The 13,117-nt window shown below is 62.4% G+C and carries 13 protein-coding genes and 1 pseudogene; 8 read left to right on the plus strand and 6 right to left on the minus strand.

All coding sequences use genetic code 11. The annotated features are described in order from the left end of the window. Positions 1-158 precede the first annotated feature (158 nt). Positions 159-458 carry a DUF1236 domain-containing protein gene (locus AC0L2D_RS00110; protein WP_473540076.1) on the plus strand — a complete coding sequence of 100 codons (300 nt, stop codon included), beginning with the start codon at positions 159-161 and terminating at the stop codon, positions 456-458. 355 nt (positions 459-813) lie between these two features. On the opposite strand, the gene AC0L2D_RS00115 is transcribed toward AC0L2D_RS00110, so the two are convergent. Further along, positions 814-1,383 carry a DUF2569 family protein gene (locus AC0L2D_RS00115; RefSeq protein WP_473540077.1) on the minus strand — a complete coding sequence of 190 codons (570 nt, stop codon included), beginning with the start codon at positions 1,381-1,383 and terminating at the stop codon, positions 814-816. 126 nt (positions 1,384-1,509) lie between these two features. Beyond that, positions 1,510-2,124, minus strand: a complete 615-nt coding sequence (locus AC0L2D_RS00120; protein ID WP_063172289.1) for a TetR/AcrR family transcriptional regulator — start codon at positions 2,122-2,124, stop codon at positions 1,510-1,512. A 91-nt stretch (positions 2,125-2,215) separates the two neighbouring features. On the opposite strand from AC0L2D_RS00120, the gene AC0L2D_RS00125 reads away from it, so the two are divergent. The 5 genes from AC0L2D_RS00125 to AC0L2D_RS00145 are packed head-to-tail and all read left to right on the plus strand — an operon-like array spanning position 2,216 to position 6,829. Then, positions 2,216-3,307 carry a polyamine ABC transporter substrate-binding protein gene (locus AC0L2D_RS00125; RefSeq protein WP_063172290.1) on the plus strand — a complete coding sequence of 364 codons (1,092 nt, stop codon included), beginning with the start codon at positions 2,216-2,218 and terminating at the stop codon, positions 3,305-3,307. A 13-nt stretch (positions 3,308-3,320) separates the two neighbouring features. Then, a complete protein-coding gene (locus AC0L2D_RS00130) occupies positions 3,321-4,223 on the plus strand; it encodes an ABC transporter permease (protein WP_337121976.1) in 903 nt (300 codons plus the stop codon). Between the two features lies 1 nt (position 4,224). After that, positions 4,225-5,007: an ABC transporter permease gene (locus AC0L2D_RS00135; RefSeq protein ID WP_013531381.1), complete on the plus strand. Its 783-nt coding sequence runs from the start codon at positions 4,225-4,227 to the stop codon at positions 5,005-5,007. After that, positions 5,004-6,068: an ABC transporter ATP-binding protein gene (locus AC0L2D_RS00140; protein WP_473540078.1), complete on the plus strand. Its 1,065-nt coding sequence runs from the start codon at positions 5,004-5,006 to the stop codon at positions 6,066-6,068. Before AC0L2D_RS00135 ends, AC0L2D_RS00140 begins: the two co-directional genes overlap by 4 nt. 2 nt (positions 6,069-6,070) lie before the next feature. After that, positions 6,071-6,829 carry an MBL fold metallo-hydrolase gene (locus AC0L2D_RS00145; RefSeq protein ID WP_063172293.1) on the plus strand — a complete coding sequence of 253 codons (759 nt, stop codon included), beginning with the start codon at positions 6,071-6,073 and terminating at the stop codon, positions 6,827-6,829. A 6-nt stretch (positions 6,830-6,835) separates the two neighbouring features. Here AC0L2D_RS00145 and AC0L2D_RS00150 read toward each other — a convergent pair whose 3' ends face one another. The 3 genes from AC0L2D_RS00150 to AC0L2D_RS00160 form a co-directional block, all read right to left on the minus strand. Continuing rightward, a complete protein-coding gene (locus AC0L2D_RS00150) occupies positions 6,836-7,537 on the minus strand; it encodes a TetR/AcrR family transcriptional regulator (protein ID WP_224675723.1) in 702 nt (233 codons plus the stop codon). 140 nt (positions 7,538-7,677) lie between these two features. After that, the gene (locus AC0L2D_RS00155) at positions 7,678-9,105 is read right to left on the minus strand and encodes an amidase (RefSeq protein WP_473540079.1); all 1,428 of its coding nucleotides are present in this window, start codon (positions 9,103-9,105) and stop codon (positions 7,678-7,680) included. Between the two features lie 85 nt (positions 9,106-9,190). Next, positions 9,191-10,225, minus strand: coding sequence for an extracellular solute-binding protein (locus tag AC0L2D_RS00160; RefSeq protein WP_013531376.1), 1,035 nt, complete (start codon positions 10,223-10,225; stop codon positions 9,191-9,193). Between AC0L2D_RS00160 and AC0L2D_RS00165 the strand changes: the two genes are divergently transcribed. Beyond that, entirely contained in the window at positions 10,197-10,475 is a 279-nt protein-coding gene (locus AC0L2D_RS00165; protein WP_127370232.1) for a hypothetical protein, read from the plus strand. The genes AC0L2D_RS00160 and AC0L2D_RS00165 overlap by 29 nt on opposite strands. Positions 10,476-10,590: 115 nt before the next feature. On the opposite strand, the pseudogene AC0L2D_RS00170 reads toward AC0L2D_RS00165, so the two are convergent. Further along, positions 10,591-11,561 (minus strand): annotated as a pseudogene (locus AC0L2D_RS00170) (NAD-dependent epimerase/dehydratase family protein). Positions 11,562-12,284: 723 nt separating this feature from the next. On the opposite strand from AC0L2D_RS00170, the gene AC0L2D_RS00175 reads away from it, so the two are divergent. Further along, positions 12,285-13,058 (plus strand): NAD kinase, encoded by a 774-nt coding sequence (locus tag AC0L2D_RS00175; protein WP_013531374.1) that lies wholly within the window; start codon positions 12,285-12,287, stop codon positions 13,056-13,058. The last annotated feature ends 59 nt before the right edge of the window (positions 13,059-13,117 follow it).

The raw sequence follows: 13,117 nt of genomic DNA on the forward strand, positions 1-13,117 counted from the left end.
CTCCCAACGGGTAAGACCATTGCGTTTTCCAACCAGACTTTGGTCCTGCGCGGATTCAGACAGAGGCCCGTATGAGGAACGTTTGGCCTGGCGACGTGTTCGGGTGGCTGGCGCCCAGCCGATCGTGCTGCCGCCAGGTTACAAGAGGAGAAAAACAAATGAGGATGCACCTAAGCAGCGCCGCTGCGGCGCTCTTGCTATTGGCCAGCGTCGGCGCGGTTGCGGCACAGGATGTGGTTATCACACCGGAACAGGACACCGTCGTCCGCGAATACGTGAAGAAGCAACCCTTGGCTTCTGTGAAGCTTCCGGGGGTGGAGTTGAATATCGGCACGGCTCTGCCAGACACGGTCGAACTCCACGAGGTTCCCAACGTCAAATACCGCTATACGGTGGTCGACAACCGAACGGTTTTGGTGGACCCGAGCACACGCAAGATTGTGAAAGTCTACGACTGAAACTTCGAACCGGCCAGGCCCGCCGGCAGGGATGCCGGCGGGTTGCGCTCGTCAGATCGCCACTCAATCGGACAAATGAAAATGATGAACCCTGAAGTCGAGACGTCGCAAGCGCTCGTGGCGCGCCTGGTTGATCTCCAGGCGAGAGCGCGGGCAGCACGTATAAATGAGGCCGAAGTAAAGACCTTCCAAAAGGTCGCAGCGGTCACGGATGACGGTCTCGATCAGTCGGCTCAGAATCTGGCCGTTCCAGCTTCGATGGCGACATAGTGGTGCACGAGGTCACACCCCAATCGCCGCCACAAGAATTCGGTTCTGCCCGCGGATCGCCGCGCGCCCCAAGTTGTGCTGTCTCCTATGACGCGCTCGCAACCTGGGCCGATGCCCCAACCCGGGTGAACGTGTTCCGCACCCTGACAGACTTGTAGACGTAGGCGACCCAGAGCCCTGTCAGCACAAACGAGACTATGGGGGCCACCAGCGCATCGCCTGCGAGCACCAGGCTCACCGGAACGCCCAGAACTGACGCAACCCAGATCGTGTCCAGCACGAAAACGACAGGGATGGCGAGCCACTGGAGCAGGAACAATTGCGGAAAGCGGTGGCTTCGCCGCAGCATCGAAACGAGCACAACCAGCTGAAGCGCCAGAAATGCCAGATTGAGAGCAACCTCGCCATACACCACCAAGGGTCCATCTGAGAGGGTCATGAGTTGCTGGTAGCCGTCGGCCGAATTGGCGAAGTCGGCGATTGTACGCAGCGGCGACAAGGTCTGACCGATCGCCAGCAGCATCAGCCAGCCGCCGAAGCCCACAAGAGCCTCGGGATTCTGCGAAGGCTTCGCGGCTGATCGAACGGCAAAGAAAACAGGCACGCCGATCAACAGCAGCATGATCGCCCAATGCCAGATGGAAAACGTCGCCATTTACGCCTCCCCTTTTTATGCCCCCTTAAGTTGTACCAGGTTTTAAATTCAACTCAAGAGGCGAGCGCTGGTGTGAAATGACAATATGCCGAACCGACGATTTTCTCCTGTCTGCTCCTGACTCCCTCACACCCCGATCGCCGCCACCAAAATCCGGTTCTGCCTCCGTATCGCTGCGCGCAGCTCCGGTATCCTCGCCGCGTCGCGTTTCACGAACTCGATGAACATCATGTTCATGTTGTTGAAGATCAGTTCGCCGAGCGCCGCCCCGTCGATGTCCTGGCGCACCAGGCCGAGCGCCTGCAGGCGGGCGATCAGGGCGCGGATCTGTTCGGTCAGCGCGCGGTCGAGCGCGGTGTAGGCCTGGCCGAACGGGCTGTCGGGCAGTTGCGTCGAGATCGCCATCGCCTGCCGCCACATCTCCTTGCTGAGATAGTGCAGCGAGTGCTCGATGTAGATGCCGATCAGCGTATCCAGCGCATCGCCGACATTGGCCGGCGGCCTGGCGACGACGCCCTGCCCGGCATTCAGCACCTCGTTGACCTCCAGCGAGACGATGGCGCCGAGGATGTCGCCCTTGTTCTCATAGTAGTTGTAGATGGTGCCGACCGAGACCTCAGCCTGCGCGGCGATCGCCTCGATCTTGGCGCCTTCATAGCCGGCCTCGCGAAACAGTTCCGCCGCCGCCTCGATGATGCGCCTGTGCCGGTCCGCCTTTTGCCTTGCCCGCAATCCGCTCATTCCAGCCTCTTGCCACAAAAACAGAATTGACTCAATTTTAGAATTGGTTCAATTTTTTGCAAGAAGCCACAAAGGCAAGGGAGAACACTCGATGTCCGCACATTCCAAGACCATGAATTCGCTTTCCATGTTGAAGAGCCATCTGCATGCTGCGTGCGCGGCCGCGGCGCTGTTGCTCGCAGCCGGCAGCGCTGTCCAGGCCGCCGACCTCAACGCGCTGATCTGGTGCGATCATGCCGATCCAGCACTGCTGCAGCCCTTCGAGGAGGCCAATGGCGTCAAGGTCAACGTCAAGGAGTTCGAGGGCACCGGCGCAGGTCTCGCCATCGTCGAACAGTCGCAGCCGGGCGACTGGGACGTGATGGTGATCGATTCGATCGACGTGCCGCGCGGCGTCGAAAAAGGCCTGTTCGAGCCGCTGCCGGAAGACAAGCTGCCGCTGGCCGACCTGTTTGCGCAGGTGAAGATGGACGGCTCCACCATGGTCGGCGGCAAGCGCTACGGCATCACCGAAAAGTTCGGCTACAACACGATCGGCTACAACAAGACCAAGGTCGACCCGGCCGACATGCAGTCGATGGCGGCCCTGACCGGCGACAAGTACAAGGGCAAGGTCGCCATCTACGACTACTACCTGCCGGTCATCGGCATGGCCGCACTGGCGATCGGCAAGAAGACGGCCGATCTCACCGAAGCCGACCTGCCCGCCCTCAAGGACGAGCTCTTGAAGATGAAAGCCAATGCCAAGCTGGTCGGCGAAGTGACCGCCAGCCAGACGGCGCTGGCGACGGGCGAGGTCGACATACTGGTCGGCGGCGGCGAATGGGTGACGGCGGGCCTGGCCAAGGAAAACCCGGCGCTGGACTTCTCCATCCCGAAGGAGGGGGCGGTTCTGTGGTCGCAGTCGCTGGCCATGTTCAAGGATTCCAAGAACAAGGACATGGCGCTGAAGTTCATCCAGTACATTATGAGCCCGGAGGGCCAGGCGCGGCTTGCCACCTCCTCCTGCTACTGGGGCATGCCGGCCAACACCAAGGCAGCACTGACCGACGACCAGAAGAAGGTGCTGCGCTTCGACGAACAGCCGGGCTTCCTGACGCGTGCCCAGGCCTATCCGGCGCCGAACGCCGATCTCGACAAGAAGATGCAGGACATGTGGACCGAAATGCTGCAGGCGAAATGAGCCGATAGCGCTCATGAGCTCGGCTGGAAACAACCCCTTGCCCCGGGCGGGCCGTACCCTGCCCCGGGCGAGCTCTGCTCTGCCCCGGGCGAGCTCTGCTCTGCCCTGGGCGCTGGTCACGCCGGCGCTCGGCTGGACGCTGCTGTTCTTCGTGCTGCCGTTCATTGCCATGGGGTTTTCCAGCCTGACGGCGCATGAGGGCGGCGGCTTCACGCTGTCCAACTACAGCCAATTCTTCACCAACCCTTCCTACTGGCAGGCGATGGTGAACTCGCTTGAGGTGACCGCGATCGTCACCGTGGTCTCGGTGCTGCTCGCCTATCCCTTCGCCTGGATCCTCGCCGAACAGGTGCCGGAGCGCTGGCAGCGGCTGGCGCTGATGCTGGCGGTGCTGCCGTTCTGGACCTCCTATGTCGTGCGCTCCTATTCCTGGCTGCTGGTGCTGGCGCAGAACGGCGTCGTAAACCGGGCGCTGACCGGCTCCGGCCTCATCAGCGAGCCTGTGCATCTCGCCAACACGCGTTTCGCCACCATCACCGGCTTCGTGCACTTCTTCGTCATGTTGTTGACGCTGACGATCTTCGCCAATCTCAAACAGCTCAGCCCGAGCTACCGCAAGGCGGCCGCCGATCTCGGCGCCGGGCCGGTGCGAACCTTCCTGCATGTCGTGCTGCCGCTGACCTTGCCCGGCATCATGGTCGGCGCCTTCCTCACTTTCGTGCTGTGCATCGGCGACTACATCACGCCGCAGATCCTGGGCGGCAACAACGAGCTGCTGATGCCGCAGCTGGTGATGATGCAGATCGGCCGGCGCGGCGACTTTCCGCTGGCCTCGGCGCTGTCGATCATCCTGATGGCGGTGGTCACCATCGCCTATCTCGCCTGCGCCCGCTGGCTGAAGATCGAGCGGGCCTGAGATGCGCAGGATTGTCCGCATCGCCTCCTGGCTCTACGCGCTTGCCGTCTACGGCTTCATCTTCCTGCCCGTGATCGTGCTGGTGCTGTTTTCGCTGCAGGCGACGTCGTTCCCGATCCCGCCCTTCACCGGCCCATCGCTGCGCTGGTACGACGCAGTGCTCTCGGACCCACGGCTGACTTCGGCGTTGGTCAATTCGCTGCTGGTCGCGTCCATCTCGTCGCTCGCCGCCGTGACGCTCGGCTTCCTTTCCGCCTGGGGTTTTGCCCGCTTCGTCCTGCCCGGCTCCGGCCTGCTGCGCGGGCTGATCACCCTGCCGCTGACGGTCAGCTATCTCATCATCGGCATGGGGCTGCTGGTGCTGTTCAACTGGGCCGGCGTACCGAAATCCTTGCTTGCCGCCGGCATCGGCCATGTCGTGATCAATCTGCCGCTGTGCTTTGCCATCATCTACAGCCAGATGGGCGACCACCAGATCAACATCGAGCGCGCCGCGCGCGACCTCGGCGCGCCGGAATGGAAGGTGCTGCTGTTGATCACCGTGCCGGTCATGGCGCCGGCCATCTTCGCCGGCTTCTTCCTGTCGATGACCTTCTCCTGGGACGAATTCGTGATCTCCTTCCTGCTCACCCGCTTCGACACCACGCTGCCGGTCGAGATCTGGAACCTGCTGCGTTCCGGCCTCAACCCCAAGACCAATGCCGTCGGCTCGCTGGTCTTCGCCGTCTCCATCGTGCTGGTGGTGTTTTTTGAACTGACATTGCTTCGGAGAAAGCCCGCATGAGCGCGCCCCTCGTCGACATCAGCAGTGTCTCGCATCGCTTCGGCCAGCACACCGTGCTGAAGGATGTCTCGCTGCAGATCGAGCCCGGCAGCTACACGATCCTGCTCGGGCCGTCCGGCTCCGGCAAGACGACGCTCTTGTCCATTCTGGGCGGCTTCGTCACGCCCAGCGAAGGCAAGGTGTTCATCCGTGGCGAGGATTGCACGTCGGTGCCGCCGGCCAAGCGCCCAACGACGACGGTGTTCCAGGACTATGCGCTGTTTCCGCATATGAGCGTCGGCAGCAATGTCGGCTTCGGCCTGCGCATGCAGGGCGTCGACGGCGCGACACGCGCCGCAAAGGCGCGCGAGGCGCTGGCGCTGGTCGGTCTCGCCTCTGCCTTCGACAAGAAGCCGCATCAGCTCTCCGGCGGCCAACGGCAGCGCGTGGCGCTGGCGCGCGCGCTGGTGATCGAGCCGGCGGTGCTTTTGCTCGACGAGCCGCTCGGCGCCCTCGACCTCAAACTTCGCCGGCAGATGCAGGATGAATTGAAGGCGATCCAGAAGCGCGTCGGCACCGCCTTTATCCATGTCACGCACGACCAGGAAGAGGCGATGGCGCTGGCCGACCATTGCGTGGTGATGAATGACGGGCGCATCGAGGACGAAGGTCCGCCAGAGCGCGTCTACGCACGGCCGGCGACGCGTTTTTCGGCGACCTTCATGGGCGAAAGCACGATCCTCGCCGGCACGGTCACGGAGGCCAGCGACAGGACAAGCACCGTCGCGACGCCGGTCGGGCCGGTCTCGCTGCCCGGCGCCTTGCCGGTCGGCTTTGCCGTTGCGCTGGCCATACGCCCGGAGCATCTTGTCTTCGGCGAGGCGCGCGGCGGTGTCAGGCTCGGCACGGCCGAGGTGAGCGACGTGGTTTTCCAGGGCAGCTTCAAGCGCGTGCTCGCCGTTTCCGTCGAGGACCCTTCGCTCCACATCATCGCCAAATTGCCCGCGACGGCGACCGTCCAGCCGGGCGACAGGGTCGCGATTTCCTGCGATACCGATCAGATCATCCTGCTGACGGATTGAACATGGCAACGCTTGCGGTCATCGACGCTCCCGACTGGTACGAGACCATCCGCATGAGCGATGGCGTAACCTTGATCCACGAGCCATGGATAAAACCATTCTTCCGCTGCAACATGTGGCATGTGCGCGGCCGCGATCGCGATCTCCTCTTCGACACCGGGCTTGGCCATTTCAGCCTCAGGCGTCACGTGCCGTTGGTCAGCGAGCGCAAGCTGATTTGCGTCGCCAGCCACACGCATTTCGACCATATAGGCTGTCACCACGAATTTCCCGAGCGCTGCGTGCACGCCGCCGAGGCCGGGATCCTCGCCGATCCGCGTAACGAGTGGACGGCAGCCGGCACCTATGCGACCGACGAAATGTTCGATTGCCAGCCGCAAGGCTGGAACACGGCGCGCTACCGTATTCCGCCCGCACCGGCAGGCCGTTTGCTCGAGCATGGGGACGTCGTCGATCTCGGCGATCGTGCCTTCGAGGTGATCCACACGCCCGGCCATTCGCCCGGCGGCATCGCGCTCTATGAAAACAGGACGGGCATCCTGTTATCAGGCGACATCATCTATGACGGCCCGCTGATCGACGACGTCTACCACTCGGACATATCAGACTACATGGCGACACTGCTGCGCCTGCGCGACCTCGATGTCTCGGTCGTGCATGGCGGCCATTTCCCGAGTTTCGGCAAAGTGCGCTACCGCCAGCTCGTCGACGAGTATCTGGAACAAAAGCGGCGAGCCGGCTGCCATCTGCGGCAGCCCTGAAAGCGGTCAGCGCATCAATTCGAAATGCCGCGGAAACGCTTGATGCAGCAGGAGCAGCATGGTCTTGCGCAGCACGTTGGTGTCGCGGCTGGATGGATTGAGATGATCCCAGTACCAGGCGCCATGAACCAGATAATTCAGGCTCTCCGACAGCGTATTGATGTCGACGCCGGTATAACCGCCGCTGCGCGAAATCTCGATCAGCAGCTCGCGCGCTTCGGCGGTGTAGGCAAGATCGCTCGGCAGGCCGATCTCATTGTAGATCTGCATGCTCTTGCGGTCGCTGGAGAACACGACAAAGACCGAAACCCATTTCGGGTGCTGGCGGGCGAAACGTTGCGCGCAATCGACCGCGCCCAGGGCCCGCTCAACCGGCGACAGGCCGGGCGCTCGCACCAGCGTCACCCACAGCTCGTCGTATCGATCGCTGAGATACTGCAGGACGGCGCGAAACAGGTTCTCCTTGCTGCGGAAATGGAAGACGACCAGGGCATTGGACGAGCCGACATGTTCGGCGATGCGCTGCATGGTGACGCTTGCCAGCCCTTCCTCTGCGATGAGCTCGATGGTGGCGTCGATGATCCGCTGCACGCTGGCTTCGCCGCGTTCGCGCCGACGGTCCTTGGGCGGCGCGGCATCGTTTGCGGCACGTCCATTCTTCGCCGTTGCGCCTTTGCGTTTTGCCGCCGCAGCTTTTTGTTGCGCCATCTTCGTCCAGCTCCTTTCGGATCTTCTGCCGGCGATCGCCGGCGCCGCCACGGATCCGTCTATTCGAGGTGTCCGGCGTCGGCTCACCACAACCGAAACCGCAGATCAATCACGATCGCGGCAAGGGCCGCATCGCCCTGTTATAGCGACGGGCGCGTTTCGGCGTTTGTGTACCACTGCCCCTTGGCCGTCTCATAGGCCATGGCCGCCCGGAAGACATCGGCATCGCAATAGGTGCGGCCGACGATCTGGATGCCTGTCGGCACGCCGCTTGCCGCCCGGCCCGACGGCACGGATAGAACCGGACAGCGGCTCATCATGTTGAACGGCGTCGTCATCACCCAGCCAAGCGACGGGTTCACCTGCTTGCCGTTGATCTCGACCGTGCCCGTTGTCTGATCGAACTCCGCCGGCACGGCGGGAAGCGCGTTGGTCGGGCAGATCAGCACATCGTAGGTCTCCAGCAGCGGCCCCAGCGTCTGGTACATCCTGGCCGCCACTTCCAGTGTTCCGACAAAGTCCGTCGCCTTCGACCTTTGCCCGTCCTCGGCGAACTGCCTGGCATAGCTCGTCATGTCCTTGCCGTGCTCCTTGAGCAGTTGCGACAGTGAGGCGCCGAACAGATGTTCGAGATAGGCCATGCCCGCCTTGAGCACGTCGTCGCCCCAGCCCAGATCGACTTCCTCGACCGTGGCGCCAAGCGAGCGAAACACATCGCAGGCGGCAAGCGTGTTCTTGCGCACATCGGGGTCCACTTCGAAAGAACCGAGGTCCATCGAGAAAGCAATCTTCCAGCCCTTGATCGGCTTGTAGTCGCTGGGCAGGCGCAGTTTGGGGCGGAGCGTGGCGATGTCGAGCGGGCTCGGTCCGGCCATCACGTTCTGCAGCAGGATCGCATCCCCGACGTTTCGCGCCAAAGGTCCGGTGTGGCAGTAGAAATCGAGGTTGAACGGCGGCTCGTCCGGATTGCGCCCGTAAGGCGGCTTGAAGCCGACAAGACCGCAGGCCGACGCGGGAATTCGGATCGACCCGGCAATGTCCGAGCCGGTGGCGATCGACGACGTGCCGGACGCCAGCGTCGCCGCGGCACCGCCGGACGAACCGCCGGGCGTGAATTCCGGGTTCCACGGATTGCGCGTCACGCCCCAGCGTTTCGACCAGGTGTAGCCGGCGCAGCTGAATTCAGGCGTCGCCGTGCGGGCATGGACAATGCCTCCGGCCTTGATGATGCGCTCGTTCATCGTCGACGTATGGCCACCGATGGCATCCCGGGACAGCAGCGAGCCGTGCGAGGTCGGCTTGTCCTTGATGTAGCTCTCGTCCTTGATGCCGATCGGCAGTCCCTCGAGCGCCCCGGTACGGGCCCCCCTGGCGTATTTCGCCTCGGCTTTCCTGGCCAGATCCATCGCCTCGTCGAAATGCGTGAAGGTGAGGCAGTTGATCGTCGGCTTGGTGGCTTCGGCGCGGCGGATGGTGGCCTGCATCAGTTCGACGGGCGAAAGCTTCTTTGCCTTGAACAGCCGCAGCGCCTCGCTGGCCGGCATGTAGCAAAGGTCGAGATCGGTCATGGGAAGTCTCCTGCGATCTGCGCATCGCGTTGCGTGGACGGAGATGACCGCGCCGCGTGCTGCGGCGCGGGAAAGCCTGGTCAGGTCATTTCTGCAGATCGGTCCAGATCTTCGTGTAGAGCGCCTGCACGTCGGGCGGGCATGCCTGCATGAACTGGCCCTTGGCGGCGAAATCGGCGGGAATGTTGACTTCCGGCGCGGTCTTCATGTCGTCGGGCATGAAGGCTTCCGAGCCCTTGATGCCGTTCGAATAACGCGCAAAGGCTGAGATCAGCGCCGCATTCTGCGGATCCATGATGAAATTCTGGAACAGCTTGGCGTTGTCGACGTTTTTGGCGTCCTTGAGGACAGCGACATTGTCCATCCAGATCGGATAGCCTTCCTTGGGATAGCCATAGACGATCTTGTCGTTCTCAAGCCGCTCGCGCAGCGATATGCCGTTCCAGTTGACGCCCGCGGCGATGTCGCCCCTGCCCAGGCCATCGACGGCCGCATAGTCGAGCGAAAGCCATTTCGCCTTGGCCTCCACCAGCTTGTCATGCACTTTCTTCAGCATTTGCATGTCGCTGCTGCAATATTTGCCACCCTCGTAAGCGATGGCGAGGAACATGATGTCACCCATTTCGGGTACGACATTGATCTTGCCGACGAGTTCGGGGGGTGGGTCGAGGAAGATCGCCGATGTGTTGGGGTCGCCCGCATAAACCGACTTGTTCACCGAAATGCCGGTCGTTCCCCACTGCCATGGAACGGTATATTTACGGCCTGGATCGAATGGAACATCGACCCACCTGGGATCGACGTTCTTGAAGTTCTCCATCTTGTTGGGATCGGTCTCCAAGAGCAGACCTTCGCTGATCCAGACCGGCACGACGCTCGCCGAGGGCACGACGATGTCATAGCCGGAGGCGCCCTGCCGGACCTTGGCCAGGGCGGTATCGTTGGAATCATAGTCGGTGACGGTGACCTTGACCTTGTAGGTCTCCTCGAACTTCTTGATCAGGTCGGGACTGGTGTAGTTGCCCCAATTGTAGATGTTGAGTTCGCCGTCGGCATGGGCAACGCCCGTGACAGTCAGCAGCGACAGGCCGATGGCCGTCGCGGTCAGTTTCCAGTTCATGCTGTATGCTCCCATTGTTGGGACCGGCGGCGTTACGGCCTCAGGTCCGTTTCCTGCTGACGAAAAGATGGCCGCGACAATGCCGATCGACGGCACGAGAACGGCCGTCGACATCGCATTTGCGGCATGCGGCGCACCGGCAACGGCAAGCCGCATCGCAGTCGAGATATTCCCCTCTTCATGGTGGCCATTCACCGGCTGGCGCCGGCTGTCCAACTCAATTCGCGACCTCAGGAGTAACTATGACTAAACATGCAGTCAATATCTTTATGCGGATAGGGCCAGGGGTCGCCGATGGGTGCGCCCGATGCGGTGGTGACCAAGTGGGCAGCCAGGAAAGAGCTTTGGCCGCGACGCCGGGCGCGTCAGGCCGTTGGGGCCGCAACGGTTCCGGCCGCAATTCGCTGACGGAACCAATCGAAGGTGCGCCCGATGCCTTCCTGATAGCCCGTCCTGGCTTCCCAGCCAGGAAGGACATGCCTCGCCGACGTCAGGTCCGGACGCCGATTTGTCGGATCCTGGGGAGCCGGAGGGTGGTGCTCGATGCGGCTGCCGGGGACAAGCGACCTGACGAATTCCGCGATGCGCAGGACGGAAACCTCGTGATCGTTGCCGATGTTCAGAGGGCCGCGATGCGAGATGCCGTCGCGCCAGAAGTAACGTTCCAGCCCCTCGACGATGTCGTCGACATAACCCCAACTGCGCGATTGGGACCCGTCGCCATAGACCGTCAGCACCCCGGTTGTCAGAGCCTGGATGGCAAAGTTCGAAACGGCGCGTCCGTCGTCGATGCGGGTTCGCGCCCATATGTGTTGAAAATCCTGACGACGCGAATGTCGAGCCCGACAACCCGCTGCTGTTCGAACAGCAATGCCTCGGTGCAGCGTTTGCTTTCATCATAAGAGGCCCTGGGACCGGTGCAGTCCACTGATCCCCTGTAACTTTCGGGTTGGGGTGAAACCAGGGGGTCGCCATAGACTTCCGAGGTCGAGGCGAAGCAGAAACGGCCGCCGGGCTTGAGCAGCGTCAGAAGATTGAGCGCGCCGCCGATGTTGGCCTTGATCGTGCGTACCGGCTCGCGCATGTACCAAAGCGGCGAAGCCGGCGACGCGAGATGGATGATCTCATCGAAGCGTTGAAGGGATGAAAAGCTTTCGGCATCGGCAATCTGCAGATCGAAACGCGGATCGGCGATATGTGCGACGTTGTCTCGCGTCCCGGTCCAAAGATTGTCGACGACGATCAGCTTTTCCAGATCGCTTCGCCGCAACAGACGGTCGACCAGATGTGAGCCGAGGAAGCCGCAGCCACCAGAAATCAACACGCTGCGCGACATGGAACCCCCTGCTCCAGACACCCGGCCAGTCAACGAGCCGCAGGGCTTGTTTCCCAACAACGGCGGATACGAGGCTACCCAAAAACCTTTCCGCCAATCGGTGCACCCATCTACACCGCCAAGCGCCGCGAGTGCAAACAGCAAGCTTTCACGAGTGGAACGTGCGGCAGCCGACCGGCCTCTGCTTTTAAGGAGAGAAACTGCCGCGCGATGTCGCGCACCGAAGCGGCCGCCAATGTCGCCGGTCATCCGAAAGGATGATCAGGTTACAGCGCTACACCGCCCTTTGCGGGCATGGCGCTCCGGCTGCGTCACCACAGCGCGACGCCGTGGGCTGCGGTCGGAAGCTCGTCTCTTCGGACTGGCGCACCAGTTCGGCAAAGAGCAGCGCGAAGCTTCCCAGCATCAGAAAGACAATGATCAGGCGTGTTACCGGCAATATGTCGGCCTCGACTGGCTAGCCCCCACGCCACCCATCCACTGCCGGCTAACATGACCGATCCGGCTTTACGAGACTTTAAGGCCGGTCTTAACCATCACATTCGCGTAGCCTTTGACATGATACGCGAACGCATGTCCGCATCCGCCGTCCCGCGGTCGCCTCGCCATCCCGGAATGGCATTGCCATCCGGGATGGCGGCTCCGTTTGCAGACCTACCCCGCCCATGCTACCCCGAAATTGGCGCGGCCCTGCCGCTGCCAACCGGTCGTCATCGGGGAGCCATGAGCAAAGCCGCCAGCCACATCGCCTTCGTCTCGTCCGACACCGCTGACGCCAAGACGGCGCTGGAAAGCCTGTCGGCGCGCTATGGCCAGTCTTCCGTCGAGGAGGCCGAGATCGTCGTTGCCCTTGGGGGTGACGGCTTCCTGCTGCAGACCCTGCGCGACACGATGGGGACCGGCAAGAAGGTCTACGGCATGAACCGTGGCACCATCGGCTTCCTGATGAACGAGTATCGTTCCGGTGGCCTGACCGAGCGTCTCGAAGCCGCCGTCGCCGAAACCATCCGCCCGCTGGAGATGCTGGCCGTGACCTCGGAAGGCGAAACGATTTCGGCACTGGCTATCAACGAGGTGGCGCTGTGGCGTCAATCGTACCAGACGGCCAAGATCCGCATCACCGTCGACGAACAGGTCCGGCTTGAGGAACTGAACTGCGACGGCGTCATGATCGCAACCCCGGCCGGGTCCACCGCCTATAATCTTTCGGCGCACGGGCCGATCCTGCCGCTCGACGCGCCGCTGCTGGCGCTGACCCCGGTCAGCCCGTTTCGCCCGCGCCGCTGGCGCGGCGCGCTGCTCTCCAACAAAGCGACGGTGCGCTTCGACATCCGCGAGCCGGAAAAGCGGCCGGTGAACGCCGCCGCCGACCATACCGAGGTCAAGGCGGTGACCTCGGTGACGGTGCGAGAATCACCCACGGCGACAGCAACGTTGCTGTTCGATCCCAATCATTCCTGGAACGAGCGTATTCTCGCCGAACAGTTCCGCTATTGAGCCGGCTCTGCGACCGACAGGTCGATTAAGCATCCCGATTAAGGTTACAACTTCACAAT

This window comes from Mesorhizobium sp. WSM4833, from assembly GCF_055811095.1.

Bases quoted from the DNA above. Each gene is read 5' to 3' on its own strand.
- AC0L2D_RS00110 (WP_473540076.1), top strand. From the start codon at position 159: ATGAGGATGCACCTAAGCAGCGCCGCTGCGGCGCTCTTGCTATTGGCC.
- AC0L2D_RS00115 (WP_473540077.1), bottom strand. From the start codon at position 1,383: ATGGCGACGTTTTCCATCTGGCATTGGGCGATCATGCTGCTGTTGATC.
- AC0L2D_RS00120 (WP_063172289.1), bottom strand. From the start codon at position 2,124: ATGAGCGGATTGCGGGCAAGGCAAAAGGCGGACCGGCACAGGCGCATC.
- AC0L2D_RS00125 (WP_063172290.1), top strand. From the start codon at position 2,216: ATGTCCGCACATTCCAAGACCATGAATTCGCTTTCCATGTTGAAGAGC.
- AC0L2D_RS00130 (WP_337121976.1), top strand. From the start codon at position 3,321: ATGAGCTCGGCTGGAAACAACCCCTTGCCCCGGGCGGGCCGTACCCTG.
- AC0L2D_RS00135 (WP_013531381.1), top strand. From the start codon at position 4,225: ATGCGCAGGATTGTCCGCATCGCCTCCTGGCTCTACGCGCTTGCCGTC.
- AC0L2D_RS00140 (WP_473540078.1), top strand. From the start codon at position 5,004: ATGAGCGCGCCCCTCGTCGACATCAGCAGTGTCTCGCATCGCTTCGGC.
- AC0L2D_RS00145 (WP_063172293.1), top strand. From the start codon at position 6,071: ATGGCAACGCTTGCGGTCATCGACGCTCCCGACTGGTACGAGACCATC.
- AC0L2D_RS00150 (WP_224675723.1), bottom strand. From the start codon at position 7,537: ATGGCGCAACAAAAAGCTGCGGCGGCAAAACGCAAAGGCGCAACGGCG.
- AC0L2D_RS00155 (WP_473540079.1), bottom strand. From the start codon at position 9,105: ATGACCGATCTCGACCTTTGCTACATGCCGGCCAGCGAGGCGCTGCGG.
- AC0L2D_RS00165 (WP_127370232.1), top strand. From the start codon at position 10,197: ATGGCCGTCGCGGTCAGTTTCCAGTTCATGCTGTATGCTCCCATTGTT.
- AC0L2D_RS00160 (WP_013531376.1), bottom strand. From the start codon at position 10,225: ATGAACTGGAAACTGACCGCGACGGCCATCGGCCTGTCGCTGCTGACT.
- AC0L2D_RS00175 (WP_013531374.1), top strand. From the start codon at position 12,285: ATGAGCAAAGCCGCCAGCCACATCGCCTTCGTCTCGTCCGACACCGCT.